Annotated in this window: 16 protein-coding genes; 15 read left to right on the top strand and 1 reads right to left on the bottom strand. The window is 36.0% G+C overall.

Annotated elements, in window-relative coordinates; translation table 11 throughout:
- Window positions 1–53: 53 nt before the first annotated feature.
- The 3 genes from NiCM35_RS16945 (at window position 54) to NiCM35_RS16935 (ending at window position 2,172) form a co-directional block, all read left to right on the top strand.
- Window positions 54–524 carry a CBO0543 family protein gene (locus NiCM35_RS16945; protein WP_095332562.1) on the top strand — a complete coding sequence of 157 codons (471 nt, stop codon included), beginning with the start codon at window positions 54–56 and terminating at the stop codon, window positions 522–524.
- Window positions 525–578: 54 nt separating this feature from the next.
- Window positions 579–899, top strand: coding sequence for a YnfA family protein (locus NiCM35_RS16940; protein ID WP_371474138.1), 321 nt, complete (start codon window positions 579–581; stop codon window positions 897–899).
- 175 nt (window positions 900–1,074) lie between these two features.
- Complete coding sequence (locus NiCM35_RS16935; RefSeq protein ID WP_371474136.1) at window positions 1,075–2,172, top strand: GGDEF domain-containing protein; 1,098 nt, start codon at window positions 1,075–1,077, stop codon at window positions 2,170–2,172.
- Window positions 2,173–2,263: 91 nt separating this feature from the next.
- Here NiCM35_RS16935 and NiCM35_RS16930 read toward each other — a convergent pair whose 3' ends face one another.
- Entirely contained in the window at window positions 2,264–2,554 is a 291-nt protein-coding gene (locus NiCM35_RS16930) for an AbrB/MazE/SpoVT family DNA-binding domain-containing protein (protein ID WP_047942606.1), read from the bottom strand.
- A 188-nt stretch (window positions 2,555–2,742) separates the two neighbouring features.
- Here NiCM35_RS16930 and NiCM35_RS16925 point away from each other — a divergent pair, with 188 nt between their 5' ends.
- The 12 genes from NiCM35_RS16925 (at window position 2,743) to NiCM35_RS16870 (ending at window position 16,231) form a co-directional block, all read left to right on the top strand.
- Entirely contained in the window at window positions 2,743–3,585 is an 843-nt protein-coding gene (locus NiCM35_RS16925; protein WP_095332566.1) for an aldo/keto reductase, read from the top strand.
- Window positions 3,586–3,663: 78 nt separating this feature from the next.
- Window positions 3,664–4,890: a nuclease-related domain-containing protein gene (locus tag NiCM35_RS16920; RefSeq protein ID WP_235850325.1), complete on the top strand. Its 1,227-nt coding sequence runs from the start codon at window positions 3,664–3,666 to the stop codon at window positions 4,888–4,890.
- Window positions 4,891–5,274: 384 nt separating this feature from the next.
- On the top strand, window positions 5,275–6,639 hold the full coding sequence (locus tag NiCM35_RS16915; RefSeq protein ID WP_433780214.1) for a PTS sugar transporter subunit IIC: 1,365 nt from the start codon (window positions 5,275–5,277) through the stop codon (window positions 6,637–6,639).
- Between the two features lie 34 nt (window positions 6,640–6,673).
- The gene (locus tag NiCM35_RS16910; RefSeq protein ID WP_249877593.1) at window positions 6,674–6,967 is read left to right on the top strand and encodes a PTS sugar transporter subunit IIA; all 294 of its coding nucleotides are present in this window, start codon (window positions 6,674–6,676) and stop codon (window positions 6,965–6,967) included.
- Complete coding sequence (locus NiCM35_RS16905; RefSeq protein ID WP_095332574.1) at window positions 6,967–7,269, top strand: PTS sugar transporter subunit IIB; 303 nt, start codon at window positions 6,967–6,969, stop codon at window positions 7,267–7,269. Before NiCM35_RS16910 ends, NiCM35_RS16905 begins: the two co-directional genes overlap by 1 nt.
- A gap of 70 nt (window positions 7,270–7,339) precedes the next feature.
- Entirely contained in the window at window positions 7,340–8,806 is a 1,467-nt protein-coding gene (locus NiCM35_RS16900) for a sulfatase family protein (protein WP_235850328.1), read from the top strand.
- Window positions 8,807–8,837: 31 nt separating this feature from the next.
- A complete protein-coding gene (locus NiCM35_RS16895) occupies window positions 8,838–10,718 on the top strand; it encodes a BglG family transcription antiterminator (RefSeq protein ID WP_164463727.1) in 1,881 nt (626 codons plus the stop codon).
- Window positions 10,719–11,210: 492 nt separating this feature from the next.
- Window positions 11,211–11,705 (top strand): PTS sugar transporter subunit IIA, encoded by a 495-nt coding sequence (locus NiCM35_RS16890; protein WP_095332578.1) that lies wholly within the window; start codon window positions 11,211–11,213, stop codon window positions 11,703–11,705.
- Window positions 11,706–11,738: 33 nt separating this feature from the next.
- Window positions 11,739–12,575, top strand: coding sequence for a PRD domain-containing protein (locus NiCM35_RS16885; protein ID WP_095332580.1), 837 nt, complete (start codon window positions 11,739–11,741; stop codon window positions 12,573–12,575).
- Between the two features lie 153 nt (window positions 12,576–12,728).
- Window positions 12,729–14,570, top strand: a complete 1,842-nt coding sequence (locus tag NiCM35_RS16880; protein WP_341123370.1) for a PTS transporter subunit EIIC — start codon at window positions 12,729–12,731, stop codon at window positions 14,568–14,570.
- 15 nt (window positions 14,571–14,585) lie between these two features.
- Window positions 14,586–15,920 carry a sulfatase family protein gene (locus NiCM35_RS16875; RefSeq protein WP_433780209.1) on the top strand — a complete coding sequence of 445 codons (1,335 nt, stop codon included), beginning with the start codon at window positions 14,586–14,588 and terminating at the stop codon, window positions 15,918–15,920.
- A gap of 143 nt (window positions 15,921–16,063) precedes the next feature.
- Window positions 16,064–16,231, top strand: coding sequence for a hypothetical protein (locus tag NiCM35_RS16870; RefSeq protein ID WP_433780207.1), 168 nt, complete (start codon window positions 16,064–16,066; stop codon window positions 16,229–16,231).
- The last annotated feature ends 376 nt before the right edge of the window (window positions 16,232–16,607 follow it).

Genomic DNA, 16,607 nt, shown 5'->3' with positions numbered 1-16,607 from the left:
TGATTTCGGCAAGGATAAGAAAGAACATTTTAGTATAGATTGGAGTCTATTCCATGCTCGTTCTTATCCTTATTGTGCTTTTATTTAATACGCTAGCCTATAGCATACCAAAACGTTTAACTCCTATTGAAATGTTGACAACAACACTATTTGCGATGTTAATTCAGTTATTAACAGATATCTATCTTAGTTTGAAATATAATATCTATGGTTACTTCGAAAAAGGACCGGATTGGGAAAGCTTTATCTATATTCTGGGAATTTACCCTGCGGTCAATATTATTTTTCTCAATTGCTTTCCGTATAAAAAGAGGCTCAGGAATAAGATAGTTTATGTTTTTGTCTTGGTCGTCCTTGCCATGATCTTTGAAACGATATTTATTTGGAGCGGTACCTTCTATTTAAATGGTTGGAAGCAATCATATTCTATATTTACTTATCCAGTTCTTTATGTCACGCTCCTTCTCTTTCATCAATTTACGGTGAAATTATTGAAAAGAAGCAGGAGAGAAAGCGACCATTAAACTGCCTCCAATTTGGTATAATAAAGGAAATACTAAAATCTTAGGTGGTTTGACATGACAATTCTTCTATTTATCATCGCCGGTATAGCCGAAATTGGTGGAGGCTATCTTATTTGGCAATGGCTTCGCGAAGGAAAACCCTATTATTGGGGGAGTTTTGGCGGGATATCGCTCGTTTTATATGGTGTTATTGCAACCTTCCAATCTTTTATGTCCTTTGGTAGAGTATATGCTGCATATGGAGGAATTTTTATTATTCTCTCCGTATTATGGGGGTGGGGCATAGATAGAAAAACACCAGATATATATGACTGGATAGGGGCAGGAATTTGTTTAATAGGTGTAATGATAATGGTTTTTGCACCGCGTCATTAATTGCTCGTTTTGGGATACTTCCTTTCAAATGTGTAAAGTGATTCCTCTATAAATCCTCTTGAATAAATATCCCCTAGGAATAAGCATCTTTTACAGGGACAAAAGTAGGAATAGTTTCCATGTAACTAGAGTGGATAATCATTCGCAATTCAACAAGAGATAACATGAAAATAGGGTGATTGACATTAAAATAACGTTCCATGCCTTTTTAAATAATATGACATTAATAATTGCTTTTATGTTTTTGGCACTTCAGTTAAAAGAATATCTTGTCTTGCGATATAAAAATATTCTCAAGTATATGTGGGTTACTCCAATCGTTGTTAGTCTATTAAGTATTGCAGCCATGTGGGAACCACTAATTTATGGGGAGGTGCGATTGGATTTACGAGGTGTTCCGATTTTTTATATTTCTTATTTATTGGGATGGAAATGTGGATTAATCTCGACCATCCTACCGGCTTTATATCGTTATCAGCTTGGTGGAACCGTTGTAATGGAAGGAATATTTCAGGCAATCATCCTGCCCTTTATAATAGGCGCTTTTTTTAAAAATAAGAAGTCCCATAATCCACCATATTCCATTGTAAATATGAAGCATATGCTAAGCGCATTTTTCTGCTACCAGATCTTAAGGTTATTCCTTATTCTGCAGACAACTCATGTTTCGTTTATGACAGTAATTGTCCTGATAGTATTCGAGTTCATTGCCGTTCTCAGCATTTTTTTTATGCAAAATGGGGTAAGTAGAAAACAATTATTACGAAAAGAACTAGAATATTATTCAAGACATGATAGTATGACCGATTTATACAATCTTCGTTTTTTTCGGACCAATGTTGAAAAATTAATGCAGCATAATGTTCCCATTGTCATTGCCATGATGGATGTGGATTATTTTAAAAAATATAACGATACCCATGGGCATCCAGCTGGTGATGCTGTACTACGTACGATTGCACAGTTATTAAATGATACGATGAGACAAGAAGACGTGTTTGCTCGATATGGCGGCGAAGAATTTATAATGTGCTTTACCAAAATAACGAATATGCCAACAGCTGCAACTATTGCCGAGCGATTTCGGAAAAATGTGGAAGAGTATCGATTCTTTGGGGAAGAGACACAGCCTAATGGAAAAGTAACCGTTTCTGTTGGAATAGGTGGTCTTTCTGCGGGGAAATCACTAGACGAATTAATAAAAGAGAGTGACCAAATGCTATATAAGGCGAAGAAATTAGGAAGAAATGTAGTAGTCTGCAGTTCCTCCTAGGCGAGAGTCTGCCCTTCTTAATGAATCGATTTCCATAGAAAAAGACAATTCCGCTGTGATTGAAAAAGGTGGAATTGTCCTATTATAAAGTTTACTTCTGTGATTCACTTGCAAAGACAGTTTCCAACTCTTTCATTAATAATGCTGCGCCTTCTTTACTTAACACAAGCTTTCCATTCCCAACCGTGATATTATCGGGGGAGACTTCTCCTGTAATGGCACATTCTTCAAAAGCTTTATATTTTTGGAAGACAATTTTTTCCCCTTCGACAAAAATTTCTAAAGGATCTTTAATTTCAATTCCTAATGTTCTTCGCAATTCTCTTGGAATAACAATACGACCCAATTCATCCACTTTACGAACAATTCCTGTGCTTTTCATACTTTTCCCTCCCTATACAATTTTTAATATATATCCTATATTTTAACATACAGTCTCGGAAAATGAAGAAATATTTTGAAGTAAAGATAACTTGCTGAAAGCATATCACTAGAATTAGCTACTAGGTTTCCACTATACTTTTTTTGAAGAGGAAATCTTTTCTAATTCATAGAAGGAGGATATTAATCATGCATACAACTATTCCACAAATCACGCTTAATGACGGTCTTGTTATTCCAGCAATTGGTTTTGGTACTTATAATTTACGAGGAGCAACTGGGGTTCAGGCCATGACATCAGCAATAGACATGGGCTATCGGTTACTAGATTCTGCATTCAATTACGAAAATGAAGGCGCAGTTGGAGAAGCAGTTCGCCGTAGCACCGTAAGCAGACAACAGTTATTTATTACCTCCAAACTTCCAGGACGCCATCATCAATACGACAAAGCCATCTATACCATCCAAGAATCACTATACCGCACCAAATTAGATTATTACGATTTATTCCTAATTCACTGGCCAAACCCAAAAACAGACTTATATGTAGAGGCATGGCAAGCCTTAATTGATGCCCAAAAATGGGGACTCATCCGCTCCATCGGCGTATGTAACTTCCTGCCAGAGCATCTCGACCGCTTGAAAAAAGAAACCGGCGTACTGCCAAGCATTAATCAAGTAGAGCTCCACCCATTTTTCTCTCAAAAAGAACAACTGGCCTACGATAAAGCAAACGGTATTGTAACCGAATCATGGAGCCCGCTCGGCCGCGCCAATAACGTGTTAGAAAACGAAACAATTAAACAAATAGCAGAAGCCCATGGAAAAACAATATCCCAAGTCATCCTTAGATGGCACACCCAACTAGGAGCATTACCAATCCCAAAATCAAGCTCCCCTCAACGCCAACAAGAAAACTTAGAGATATTCGATTTTAAACTGAACGAAGACGAAATGAATAAAATTTCCAGCCTAACCCGTGCTGACGGGCGAATTGCCGATCAAGATCCAGCTGTTTATGAAGAGTTTTAAGATAGTTTGACTAATTGAGCGGGGTGGTTGGAGAAGTTTGATGTGAATGGACTGAAATATGGGGGAGAATTGGCTTGATTGGGGTGGATTTTGCTGAAGCAGGCGAGGAAATCAGCGGATATCAGTCGAAGTTGGGGTGGAATCAGCCAAAGTGCGGGGGATATCAGCCAAAGTAGAGTAGGAATCAGCCAAAGTGAGGTTGGAATCAGCCAAACTGGGAAAATATCAGCCAAAGTGAGGGTGGAATCAGCCAAACTAGGAAAATATCAGCCAACCCCAATCCCTCTCCCCACCAAAAAAAGGATTTTCAAGCAAACAAATAGAATAAATGAAATAGAGAAAGGAAGTGGTAAATTGTTTATAAACGAAATTGGTAAGAGCAATAGATTAAAAACTACGGAAATTCTAATCAAAAGATTAAAAGAAACGTATAAGCTTAGACCGAATGTAATGGAAGATTTAAGGAAATTGTTAGCAGGCTATCGGGGTGAGAAAGATATGAAGTATTACTTTCAATTTTTGCCAGACAAAGATTGCCTCATCATTCATAATCTTCGCCTCTACGATGGAAAAACATATTTCCAGATGGACTATCTCATCCTCACGCAAAAATTTGCTCTTATTGTCGAATGCAAAAACTATTATGGAGAAGTAGAGATTGACTCCAACTTTAATCAGATGATTCGCAAAGTAGATGAAAAGGTAGAAGGCTATTCGAATCCAATTTCCCAAGCAAAAAGGCACCAACGTCAATTGCAAAAGTACTTTCAACTGCATAATCTCCCGCCAATCCCCATCGAATTCATCATAATATTCAGCAGTTCATCTACTATATTAAAAGGAAGTCCAGCTATCAGAGATAAAGTCATTCACAGTCATAGTTTTTTAGAAAAATGGGACAATCTCTCTCAAAAATATAAAGTGACTGTGGTAGAAGGGAAGCTCCTCCGCAAAGTATCCAAAAATCTCTTGAAAAATAACACTCCTGAAAGTATCGATCTACTAAGAAAATATGGAATCCCACAAAGTGACCTCATCACAGGTGTACAATGCCCAGCATGCGAAAAATTTGCGATGATACGTCAAAAACGCAAATGGTTCTGTCCTCACTGCCACACATATGACAAAAATGCCCATCACCAAACAGTGAACGATTATTTTTTATTAATAAAAGCCACTATTACAAATAAAGAATTCCGGCAATTTGCCAACATATCCTCACGTGAAACAGCTGCTAAAATGCTAGTAAGAATGAATTTGCGAAGTATAGGAGAAAATAGAGGAAGAAAGTATCAAAACCCATAAGCAATCAGGATAAATATTCGAATGGATGATGAGTAGAGAATGAAAATGTACTCATTATCCATTAATTATTGGGCAAGGTGAGGGAGGAATCAGCCAACCTGAGAAAATATCAGGCAAAGTGGGAGAGGAATCAGCCAACCTGGGAAAATATCAGCCAAAGTAAGGGAGAAATCAGCCAAAACTAGAAAAATATCAGCCAAACATTGACACAGCATGGGAGTTAGCTAACTCATATTTTCATATATAAAGTAAAAAAGGCATGTAAAAAGCATGTCTTTTTCTTTTTCCAGTTTATCTGGTAAATATCTAAATGGAACTAATATGGTGCTTATCTATAATGAAGATAGAAGTTAAAACAAAATAAAAGATAAAGGGGGAATAAAAATGTTTGATAAAATGATGGGAAATATAGAGAAGGTTATGGGGCCAGTAGCAGATTGGGCATCGAGCAATCGTTATTTAAAGGCTATTATGACAGGTATTTTGGCTACGCTTACACTGACTATTGTTGGAGCCTTAGGAGTTATTATTGGGAAGCCGCCGATTCCTGAAGTAGTTTTTGATTCAGAGAGTATATTTGCTAAGATGCTTGTAGGTTGGGCGAATTGGGGGGACAATCATTTATGGATAAGAGGAATAAATGATATTTCTACTGGAATAATTGGCATCGCTTTCACAATGGGGTTGACATATAATTTAGCCAAACATTATAAGCTGAATGAGCTGGGTGCCCTAATTACTAGTCTGATGATTTATTTTTTCATTGTAGGAGAGCCAACTTCTATACTGATTAATGATGTTGCCACCTTACAAGTTAATATGAGTGCATTTGGCGCTACGGGTATATTTTCAGGGATTATTATTTCGATAATTGTTGTAGAAATCATTCGGTTATTTCATGTGAAAGATATAGGCATTAAATTTCCTGATTCTGTACCGATTTATGTGAAAACTTCATTTAATGCAATTTTACCAGGTATTGTCACGGTATTGGTTTTCATCCTTATTAACGGTATATTAACTGCTTTATATGGAGTGAAGCTTCCTGAATTAATTACTACTATCTTTAGTCCGCTTGTAAATAATTTTGATAATGTATTTTTAGTTGGTTTGTTCATGCTCATAATAAACTTATTTTGGTTTATGGGAATACATGGCGGAAGTATCATTATGCCCATTATATTACCGATAGAACTTCAAAATATCGTTGAGAATCTTAATAACTATTCAGCTGGGCTTCCTTATGACAAGGTATTTACTACACCGGTACACTTTGGATTTATTTTGATTGGAGGAGCAGGAATCTTTGCTCTAGCTTTCCTTAATCTTTTTAGTAAATCTAAAGGGTTGAAGCAAATAGGAAGAATTGGCTTTATTCCTTCTGTGTTTAATATTAGTGAACCAACGATGTTCGGAACACCAATACCTTTTAATACGAAATTGTTCATACCATTTGTTACTGTGCCGGTTATTAATACAATAATTACTTATGCAGCATTTGATTGGTTCCATTTTATTAATTATCCTATCTTAAATGTACCAGCCCAAACACCAGTTATCTTAATTGCGATGGCAGCTTCTGCATCTGTCAAAGCAGGATTGGTTGCCTTGATAATCATTCTTGTGGACATTGCTATATATTATCCATTTCATAAGAGTTTTGAGAAAGACATGATGAAAGAAGAACAAGAGGAAGAACAAATGACAGCAAGAAGTAATGATCAAGAAAGTGGCATAAGCGTCCAATAAGGAAGGAATGAAAGCGAAGATGGAAGAGACAAAAATGAATTTAGAACAACTGTGTATGGAAATTATCCTATATAGTGGAAATGCAAGAGCATACATTTTAGAATCAATGGATTATATAAAGCCTAAAAAGAAAGATAAAATAAACGAACTTATGTTGTTAGCGAAAGAAGAATTAAATCAAGCTCACAAGAAACAAACTACGTTATTAGCAGCTGAAGCTGGGGGGGATGGAGTTCAAATAAGTGTATTGTTAATCCATGCTCAAGATCATTTAATGACAACCATTACGATGCGAGACTTAATAGAAAAACTTACGGAGGTATTATAATGAATATTTTATTAGTATGTGCAGGCGGAATTTCAACAAGTATCCTAGAAAAAAGTATTAGAGATTCGTTTGGTCCGGAAAAAGCGGATTGGACAGTAGAAGCCCATCCAGTTGATCAACTAGAGAACTTAATTGACCGATTTGATGTCGTTTTATTAGGACCACAAATTCGTCATAAATTAAGAACGGTAAAGAAAGTAGCAGATGCAAATGGGAAGCCATGCGAAGTCATTGACAGCCGAGATTATGCGATGGCAAAAGGAAGCAAGGTGCTTAAAAGAATAGAAGAACTAATACAGTAATGTAAATAGGTGGGAATAATTTAGTTCCCACTTATTTTTATAAAAAACAAAAGTTTGAAATAGGAGGTGGATGACAAGAAAGATAATCTTTCTTGTTGCGGGTATGAAAAGGCCAAATATTGTAATGATAGTAGCAGATCAATGGCGAGCAGATTCCATTAGTTATACAGGTAATACTACAACGGTAACGCCCAATATTGATAGTTTAGTAGAAGATGGTGTAGGTTTTTCGAATGCATATTGTCAACTGCCTGTTTGTGTCCCAAGTCGAAGTTCCTTTCTTTCAGGTTGGTATCCACATACAAAAGGTTTTAGAACGATGCACCATTTAATGGGAGAAGAGGATCCGAATATATTAAAGACATTAAAAAAAGAAGGATATCACGTATATTGGGGCGGACGTAATGATTTTTTACGTGCCGATGTTGATGTTGCAGAATATTGTTCTACAAGGGATAATCAGTATGCAGAATTTTTCCGCAAAATGAGAGAAGCTCAACCAAAAAAGAAGGAGTCCAAAGACTTCGATTATTCTCATTTTAAGGGAGTAAAAGAAAGCCCTGCTAAGTTAGATTGGGAACAAATTAATAATGCCATCGAATTTCTTCAGGAAGAACGATATGAAGAAAATCCTTTCTGTGTTTATCTGGCCTTAAGTCTTCCTCATCCACCTTATCAAGTAGATCAGAAATGGTATGAGCAAATTAAGAAAGAAGATATACCAAATCCAATTCGCCTTACAGAAGAAGAGTGGAAACTAAAACCTAGCATTTTAAGGGGGATAAGAGAAAACCAGAAGCTATATAATTGGTCAGACGAACAATTAAGAGAAATGAAACACGTCTATTATGCGATGGGAACAGAACTTGATCACTATATTGGGGAGCTGATTGCGACATTAAAGGATAAAAAACTATACGATGATACTTTGTTTATTTTCTTTAGTGATCACGGTGATTATACGGGAGATTATGAAATAGCAGAGAAAAACCAGAATACCTTTGAAGATATGTTAACAAATGTGCCCCTCGTTATTAAGCCTGCTAAAGGTATGGAAGTGAAGCAAAGGGTAACTGCAGCTTTGACAGAGTTAATCGACATTCAGGCAACTATCTTAGATATTGCTGGTATTACACCTGATTATACTCATTTTGGAAAGTCTCTTAAACCTGTATTAGAAGGAAAAGAGGAGCATAGAGAGGTAGTTTTTTCTGAAGGTGGAAGATTAGAAGGGGAATCACATTGTATGGATGCAGGTCATGATCCAAGTAATGAATATTGGGCTAGAACGATAGAACAAACAAAAATGCCGCAGCATACGAAGGCTATGATGATTCGGGATCAATCTTATAAATATATCTACCGTTTGTATGAACAAGACGAGTTTTATGTATTAACAGAAGATCCATATGAAACATGCAACAAGATTAATGATGAAAAATATGCCCCTGTTATTCAAAGATTTAAAGAAAAAATGCTGAAACACTTCTTTGAAACGGGAGATGTCGTGCCACAGCGATATGATAAGCGTACGTAATTTTTATTGGATTTAAAAAAGGATGATAAACATGAATTTAATAGAGAAAGATATGAAATTACTGGAAGAATTTCTTAGAGAAGAGCAATATATACCTATTAAAAATTTAATGTTTGCATTTGGCGTAAGCGAAAAAACAATCAGAAATTCAATAGGTAGCATAAACGTCTTTTTAGAGAAATTTAATAGTAAGATAGTGGCCAAAAGAGGAGAAGGATATTATCTTCGTACGAGCAATAGAGAAGAAATATTAAAAAGTATCACCAGGGTTAGTGATACGCCCTTCTTTTCTTCTTCTGATCTATTAGAAAATGTATTCAAAAGACTGATTGAAGAGGTTAAGTATGTAAAACTAGAAGAATTATGTGATGAATATTATGTAAGCAGAAGCAAAATGAGCAGCATAATTTCTAAGTTGAAAAAGGAAATTCAAACATATGGATTAGTGTTAAAGAGTAAGCCACATTACGGATTTAAAATAAGTGGCACGGAGTTAGGGAAAAGGTTAGCTATTGCTAACATGCTTAGACCAAAAATATATTTAGATGGAACGCCAAAGTTATTTTTTATTGAAGATTTCATTGTGAAGGAATGGAAAATTAGAGATATTAATTGTTCAGATATAGTGCTTCAGAATATTATTTATCATATAAAAATTATGATTAGACGTGTTTTAGCAGGGCATCCTATTGATATTCCCACAGAAAATATGACGGAAGGTTCGTTAGAGCATGAAGTTTCTCAATCGATTATAGAAAAGGTAGAGAATGTATTTACAATGAAAATGTCTGATGCTGAAATAGTCTATGTATATTCTCATATTAGTGGTCAAATTTTTCAAAATGATAGCCAGGCTGGAATGCATATATCGGATGCAAGAATAAATATGATTATTGATAGTTTTTTAGAAAAGATAGAATCGATGTATGATATTTCTCTATGGAAGGATCAGAAGCTTCGGTCTGGCCTTCTTATTCATTTGCGTCCTTTGATAGGAAGGATTATGAAAGACATTCATTTGAGGAATCCCATTCTTCATGATATAAAAAAACAATTTGCCTTTGCTTTCAATCTAGCAGTATTGTTAGCGGAAAAGGTGAATTCCATTTTTAAGTGTCAGTTAACTGATGATGACATAGCTTATTTGACAATGCATATTGGTTTGGCTCTAGAAAGAGACTTTAAAAAATTTGATGATAAGAACTTCAATCGAATAGCTATTATATGTACAACTGGGCAAGGTACGGCTCAATTACTTAAATTTAAGATAGAGCAAACATTTCCAAAAGCTCATATGATTAAAAACTTCTCTTTATATCATCAAGAAGATGTTATAGCCTTTAATCCTGATATTATATTCTCCACTGTTCCTGTTGACATAAATAACATACCAATAGAAGTGATTAGTCCTTTTTTCACAGAAGAGGAGAAACGAAAATTGCTAGAAGAAAAGTCTAAGGTGAAAACAGAATATATACTAGATAAGTATTTTTCTAAGGATTTGTTTCAGAGTAATTTGGACTGTAATGACCAAAAAGAGGCAATTACTAAAATGTGTGATTTAATAGGGAAAACAGGAATAACGCCTCCAAATTTTGAAGAACTTTGTTTAATAAGAGAAAGTTTGGCTAGTACAGCTTTTGGAAATCAAATTGCCCTTGTTCACCCCATAGAACTTTGCTCAGAAGTAACGAAAATTGGCATAGGGATTCTAAAGAAACCGATTGATTGGTCAGGCTTACCTGTTAAAATAATTTTTACTATTGCACAAGCTAAAAGCAGTGAGGTTAGAGATTTGTTACTATTCATACAAGAATTAGTGCATAATAAAGAGCTGATGATTCAACTATGTGAAGTAAATTCATTTGATGAATGGAAAGAAACTATCATTTCTTATTCTGAAAACTTGTGAGCTACTAATTTATATAATAGCCTTTTCCTCACAAGTTTATTTATTAATTTGCACACTTTCATCCGTTTTGGATAAAAGTGTGTTATGATGTGAATGGAAGAACAGAAAACTCATTCGTACTATTTAATGTAGATTGAGGGAGATAAAATGAACGTAAAGAAGTCCTAGGGCCTAATGCCAGAAATTGTTGCTACAGAGGGTGCCTGAGGAATTGACTTAATGAGGCGCATAAACAAATGGTGAAGGATTATATTTGTTAAAACTATAAAACGTATTATCCATACACAATCGAGAAAATTGGAAAGTTAATAAATAGATAGTAAGCGAATACAAAAAATGATTGACAACGCTTTTATTCTATTATAAGATAAAGTCAATTAATATATCGAGGATTTGTTACTGTTCAATCAGGCAAGACCTAAGACAATTGGGAGGAATGTTTCTCTAGTTGTTTTAGGTCTTTTTTTGTCAAAATAAAGGAGTGTATGGAAATTGGTACTAGGTAAACTATTTGGAAACAATAAAGCAAAGCAAGAAAGATTAAAAGCACCAATCACAGGAAAGGTCATTCCAATAGAAGAAGTTCCGGATCCTGTTTTCGCTGAAAAAATGATGGGAGATGGGATCGCTTTTGTCCCAGCTGAAGGAAAAGTAGTTGCTCCGATCGAAGCAACAGTAAAACAAGTGTTTCCAACGAAACATGCTATAGGATTGGAAAGTAATAATGGTTTAGAAATTCTGATTCATATTGGGTTGGATACAGTTAATATGAAAGGAGAAGGGTTTATCGTTCATGTAAAAGAAGGCGATCAAGTATCTATTGGAGATATACTTGTTGAATTCGATTTAGAGAAAGTGGAAGAAAATGCGGCTAGCACTATAACCCCAATGGTTATATTGAATAGAGATAATGTGAAGAGTCTGGAAAAGAAATATAAGGAGCAAGGGAATGCTGGAATTGAGGAAGTTCTAATTGCCTCTTTATAATAAAACCCTTCATTTGAAAAAGGGGATGGGATAATGCTTAGGATTAATAAGATATTGAATAATAATGCAGTAGTTATTATAGAAGAGGGCACAGAAAAAATTGTGCTTGGTGCAGGTATTGCCTTTCAAAAAGGGAAGAATGATTTAATTCAAGAGAGTAAAATTGAAAAGATTTTTATCTTGAAAAATGAAACGAAACAATTTCAGGAATTGCTAGAGTCATTGCCAGAATCCTATATAACGATAGCAGAAGAAATTATTTCTTATGCGGAGGAATTTTTAGAAGTTGAGCTGAATAGTCATATTCATATTGCGCTAACAGATCATTTGGCATTTGCCATTGATCGGATGAAAAAAGGGATAGCCATTCGCAATAGATTATTAAGTGAAGTAAAGATTTTATATCCTAAGGAGTATGAAATTGGGGTATGGGCGATTAACCAAGTAGAGAAAAAACTTGGCATTCAACTTCCTATTGATGAGGCTGGATATATAGGCTTACATATCCATACGGGAACAATGAATTCGAATAATGTAGATGTCCCTTTAAAGCGAACGATGATCTTACAAGATTTATTGGATATTGTTGCAAGTCAGCTTAATATGGAAATTGATAAGGATTCCTTAACATACCATCGATTTTTAACGCATTTAGAATTTGTTATCAGTAGAATGGAAAAAAATGAGGCATTTCATGAGATGGATGACGAGATGCTCGATATTGTGAAGAGTAAATATAAGAGAGCATATGAATGCTCAGAAGTGCTAGCGGTGTTTTTAAATCAAGAATATCAATACGAAGTGCCAGAATCAGAAGTTGGGTTTTTAACCTTGCATATTCAAAGACTTTGGGACAAAAGCAATAAGTAGAATACAGGGGATTGTTACTGTTCAATCAGGCAAGACCTAAAAAGATAGAGAAATATTCTCTCTGTCTTTTTAGGTCTTGCCTTTTTCTATTGCTAGCAACAACAAGAGGAAAGATTGCACTAGTTTAACAGGTCTATTTACGGGAGGTTTCAAATGGATTTCCAACAGATATGCGCAAATATTATGAGACACCTTGGAGGCATTGAAAATATTAAGTATGCCGAGGCATGTGCAACTAAATTACGGTTAGGGCTAGTGAGGGAGGATCAGGTAAGGCTAGAGGAATTAAAGTCATTACAGGGAGTGTACGCAGCACTATTTCGGGAGGATGAACTGCATATACTTCTTGGAAAAGATAGCACTTATCAATTGTACCTTGAAATGAATAAACAACTAAAAAATCGAGAGTCACAACAGAACAGGGGCCAGTGTGAGAGGAGAGAAAAAAATATGTTTAACAAGCTTTTTGGTAAGTTTCAAATGTTTGGGAAAGCAATTATGCTTCCAATTGCTGTATTACCTGCCGCAGGACTTTTATTAGGAATTGGGGGTGCTTTTTCTAACCCTAATACAATTGCTCTTTATCCATTTTTAGATCATACGATTTTACAGGCGATTTTTACGATAATGAGTTCCGCGGGAAACATTATATTTGGAAATTTACCTTTAATTTTTGCTATTGGAATTGCGGTTGGCCTAGCAAAATCCGATAAAGGGGTTGCTGGACTTGCATCCGTTCTTTCCTACCTTGTAATGAATGCATCGCTAAATGCAATGTTACAAATTACCAATAAGTTAGCTACTGAAAACTTAGCTGGCGTTGGGCAGGGCATGACATTAGGAATTCAGACATTACAAACAGGTGTATTTGGCGGTATCATAGCTGGTTTAGTTACATACATGCTGCACAGCAGATTCAATAAAGTTCAACTGCCACAGTTTTTAGGATTTTTTAGTGGATCCCGTTTTATTCCTATCATTACTTCTGTTGTATCCATCTTCCTTGGAATAGCCATGTATATAGTATGGCCGCCAATTCAAGAAGGAATCGCTCAATTAGGTGGACTTGTAGATAAAACAGGATATTTTGGAACCTTCTTATTTGGGTTTGTTGTAAAGTTATTAGGGCCTTTGGGATTGCACCATATCTTTTATTTACCTTTTTGGCAAACCGGCCTTGGGGGGACGTTAGAGGTCGCGGGGAATGTTGTGCAAGGAGCGCAGAATATCTTCTTCGCTCAATTAGCAGATCCAAATGTTGAACAGTATTACATTGGAACAGCACGTTTTATGAGTGGGAAATACTTCCCAATGATGTTTGGATTAATTGGGGCAGCCTTAGCGATGTATCATACAGCGAAACCAGAGAATAAAAAGAAGATATTTGGTTTACTGGCAACAGGAGCATTGACTTCCTTTTTAACTGGTATTACAGAACCGTTGGAGTTTGCCTTTTTATTTGTAGCGCCAGTGTTATTTGTAGTACATGCAGCTTTTTGGGGACTATCTTATATGATAGCTCATATCTTCCATATTACAGTGGGAATGACCTTCTCTGCTGGATTAATTGACTTGACTTTGTTTGGAATTCTACAAGGAAACGATAAAACAAATTGGATTCTGATTCCCCTAATAGGGATAGTCTTCTTTGTTGTTTATTATGTAGTATTTAGATTTCTAATTGTGAAATTTAATTATAAAACACCTGGAAGAGAGGACGAGGAGTTGGCAGAAGATGCAGCTGCCGCAACAGATGGAAGTAGCAGAGCTGCAACCATTATTTCTGGATTAGGTGGAAAAGATAATTTATCCGAAGTTGATAATTGTGCAACTAGATTGCGCGTAACCGTCAAAGATTCTTCGAAAGTATCAGAAGCTGTATTAAAAGGTACAGGTGCTAAGGGAGTAATGTTACGTGGAAATGGAGTTCAAGTAATTTATGGACCACATGTATCTATTATCAAAACAGAGATTGAAGAAATAGTAGGAGAATAAAAGGAGTGAATATAAATGAATAAACCTAATATTGTTTTTATGATTTCGCATGATACAGGTAGACATTTAGGCTGTTATGGAAAAGCTGTTGAATCTCCTGAAATTGATCGATTAGCTGCAGAAGGGGTGCGCTTTGATCAATTCTTTTGTCCAGCACCTCAATGTAGTCCGAGTCGTGGTAGTATCTTAACAGGTTTGTATCCACATAATAATGGATTAATTGGTCTAGCGCATTATGAGTTTGGAATAGAGGAAAGCATCGATACAATGCCTACTAAATTTTCCGAGGCTGGCTATGAATCAGCTTTAATTGGATTTAGCCATGAGACAGTAGGACACACAGAAAGAGGCACTTGGACTTCTTCTTATAAGCTAGGATATGACCGCTATGAGAAAATTGAAGGATCAAGAGCGCCGCAAGTTGCAGATAGTGCAGTGAAATACCTGCGAGAAAAAAAGGAGGATGGTAAACCCTTCTTTGCAAATATTGGATTTTGGGAAACACATCGTACTTTTGATGAGTATGAACCATTTGCAGATGAAATTTCAGCAGTAGAAGTACCAGAATATTTACCAGACACGGAAGCCATTCGTAAGGAAATTGCGTTAATGAATGGTTCTGTAAAAGTGCTAGATGCTGCAATAAAAAGAATTATGGACACATTAGAAGAAACAGGTTTAATAGACAATACAATTGTTATTTATACAACAGATCACGGAATAGCGTTCCCAAGGGCAAAAGGAACGTTGAAAGAAGCAGGATTAGAAACAGCTTTAATTTTCTATAATCCAAAACTGTTTGGGAAAAATGTTGTTTCGACGGAATTACTTTGCAATATTGATATTATGCCCACATTATTAGACTTAGCGGGCTTACCGATTCCCGATGATTTAGATGGGAAAAGCTTTGCTCCATTATTATTAAAACAATCTAATGAGAAAATTCGTGAGGACTTCTTTTGTGAATTAACCTGGCATGATAATTACCATCCAATGCGCGGAGTGCGGACAGAGAAATATAAGTATGTGAAAAATTTTGAGGATGGTCCCAAAATTTATATGCCGATGGATATCCACAGCAGCCCATCAGGAGCTGAGGTTCGCAAAGAATATTATGTACCAAATGAGGCAGAAGAGTTGTATGACCTAGAAAAAGATCCATTAGAATATAAAAATCTTATCCATGATCCTGCATACTCTGAAGTAGCAAGGCAATTGCGCGAAAAAGTGGCAAATTGGATGAACGAAACAAAAGATCCTTTATTAAAAGGAGCTGTACCCGGCATTGCCTCAGCAAGATGGTCTGAAGAAGCTAAGATAGGTAGAGCATATACAAAAAGGCAAAAATAAAATAAAAAGAAGCTCCAATTAGTCTAATTATAGACTTTTATTGGAGCTTTTTTTGGAGTGAAGGGAATATTCGATGAAATGGATGAGAGGATATAAGAAAATACACTTTATTAGCGAAAGTTTGGGCGAAGGTCAGCCGAGTTATGGATATATTAGGAGAAGCGGGAAGAGGATCAGCTAAAGTTAGGGTGGAATCAGCGGAAAGCGTGGGTGGAATCAACCAACCTGGGAAAATATCAGTCAAACTGAGGGAGGAATCAGCCAAACCGAGAAAATATCAGCCAAAGTGGAGGAGGAATCAGCCAACCTAGGAAAATATCAGCCAAAGTAAGGGAGAAATCAGCCAACCTAGGAAAATATCAGCCAAAGTAAGGGAGAAATCAGCCAACCTAGGAAAATATCAGCCAAAGTGGAGGAGGAATCAGCCAACCTAGGAAAATATCAGCCAAACTGAGGGTGGAATCAGCCAACCTAGGAAAATATCAGCCAAAGTGGAGGAGGAATCAGCCAACCTGAGAAAATATCAGCCAAAGTAGAGGTAGAATCAGCCAAAACTAGGAAAATATCAGCCAAAGTGGAGGAGGAATCAGCCAACCTAGGAAAATATCAGCCAAAGTAAGGGAGAAATCAGCCAACCTAGGAAAATATCAGCCAAAGTGGAGGAGGAATCAGCCAACCTAGGAAAAT

Source organism: Niallia sp. M35 (assembly GCF_050971705.1).
GTDB classification, from domain to species: Bacteria; Bacillota; Bacilli; order Bacillales; family Cytobacillaceae; genus Niallia; species Niallia circulans_A.
This window is presented reverse-complemented; position numbering and strand designations above follow the sequence as displayed.

Excerpts from the sequence above, each read along its gene's own strand:
- NiCM35_RS16945 (WP_095332562.1), top strand. The coding sequence starts at position 54 with ATGCTCGTTCTTATCCTTATTGTGCTTTTATTTAATACGCTAGCCTAT.
- NiCM35_RS16940 (WP_371474138.1), top strand. The coding sequence starts at position 579 with ATGACAATTCTTCTATTTATCATCGCCGGTATAGCCGAAATTGGTGGA.
- NiCM35_RS16930 (WP_047942606.1), bottom strand. The coding sequence starts at position 2,554 with ATGAAAAGCACAGGAATTGTTCGTAAAGTGGATGAATTGGGTCGTATT.
- NiCM35_RS16925 (WP_095332566.1), top strand. The coding sequence starts at position 2,743 with ATGCATACAACTATTCCACAAATCACGCTTAATGACGGTCTTGTTATT.
- NiCM35_RS16915 (WP_433780214.1), top strand. The coding sequence starts at position 5,275 with ATGTTTGATAAAATGATGGGAAATATAGAGAAGGTTATGGGGCCAGTA.
- NiCM35_RS16910 (WP_249877593.1), top strand. The coding sequence starts at position 6,674 with ATGAATTTAGAACAACTGTGTATGGAAATTATCCTATATAGTGGAAAT.
- NiCM35_RS16905 (WP_095332574.1), top strand. The coding sequence starts at position 6,967 with ATGAATATTTTATTAGTATGTGCAGGCGGAATTTCAACAAGTATCCTA.
- NiCM35_RS16900 (WP_235850328.1), top strand. The coding sequence starts at position 7,340 with ATGACAAGAAAGATAATCTTTCTTGTTGCGGGTATGAAAAGGCCAAAT.
- NiCM35_RS16895 (WP_164463727.1), top strand. The coding sequence starts at position 8,838 with ATGAATTTAATAGAGAAAGATATGAAATTACTGGAAGAATTTCTTAGA.
- NiCM35_RS16885 (WP_095332580.1), top strand. The coding sequence starts at position 11,739 with ATGCTTAGGATTAATAAGATATTGAATAATAATGCAGTAGTTATTATA.
- NiCM35_RS16880 (WP_341123370.1), top strand. The coding sequence starts at position 12,729 with ATGGATTTCCAACAGATATGCGCAAATATTATGAGACACCTTGGAGGC.
- NiCM35_RS16875 (WP_433780209.1), top strand. The coding sequence starts at position 14,586 with ATGAATAAACCTAATATTGTTTTTATGATTTCGCATGATACAGGTAGA.
- NiCM35_RS16870 (WP_433780207.1), top strand. The coding sequence starts at position 16,064 with ATGGATATATTAGGAGAAGCGGGAAGAGGATCAGCTAAAGTTAGGGTG.